1 protein-coding gene is annotated in these 693 nt (G+C 79.4%); it reads right to left on the minus strand.

Annotated elements, in window-relative coordinates:
• Nucleotides 1-693, minus strand: a 693-nt coding sequence (locus ABD308_RS37580) for an ATP-grasp domain-containing protein (protein ID WP_344345215.1), incomplete at both ends; no start/stop codon positions are given.

The raw sequence follows: 693 nt of genomic DNA on the forward strand, positions 1-693 counted from the left end.
CGGCCGCGCGGTGGAGCGCGGCGAGCATCGCGGCGACGGCGGCCGTGACCGGGGTGACGCGGGTGCGGCGCTCGGCCCAGCGCCAGTCGCCGTCCGGGTTGACCTCCAGGAAGACCGGGGTGCCGGCGCTGAGCAGGAAGTCGAACGCGCCGTAGCGCAGCTCCAGCGCCCGCGCCAGGGCGCGGGTCGCGGCGGCGACCTCCGGCGGCGGCGACGGCAGCGCGCGCACGGAGAGCCGCCCGGGGTCGGTCCAGGGGGCGGCGGGGTCCGCCTTGGCGACCTCGAAGGCCTGCAGCCGCCCGGCGACGAAGTACACCCGCAGCTCGGCCTCGTGCTCGACGTACTCCTGGACGAGCACCGGCGGGCCGGGACGCGGGGCCTCGGTCAGGGCCGCGCGGTCCAGGACGGTCGGGAAGACCCCGTGCAGCCAGCCCGGCACCGGCTCGACGAAGTGGTGGTGCGCCGCCTTGACGACCACCCGGGGCCCGTCGAAGGCGTCGCGGACCAGGTGCGGGTCGGTGGTCAGCACGGTGCGCGGGGCGGCGACGCCGTGCCGCCGGGCGAGCTGGAGCTGGGCGAGCACGCCGGGGCGGTCGGGGCGGATCGCGGTGCCGGACAGCGCCGCCAGCTGCCCGGCCGCCGCCTGCCAGGACTCGCGCAGGAAGGCGCCGCGGGCGGTGTCGGCGGGGCCGG

Source organism: Kitasatospora putterlickiae, assembly GCF_039527695.1.
In the GTDB taxonomy this organism is placed as follows: domain Bacteria; phylum Actinomycetota; class Actinomycetes; order Streptomycetales; family Streptomycetaceae; genus Kitasatospora; species Kitasatospora putterlickiae.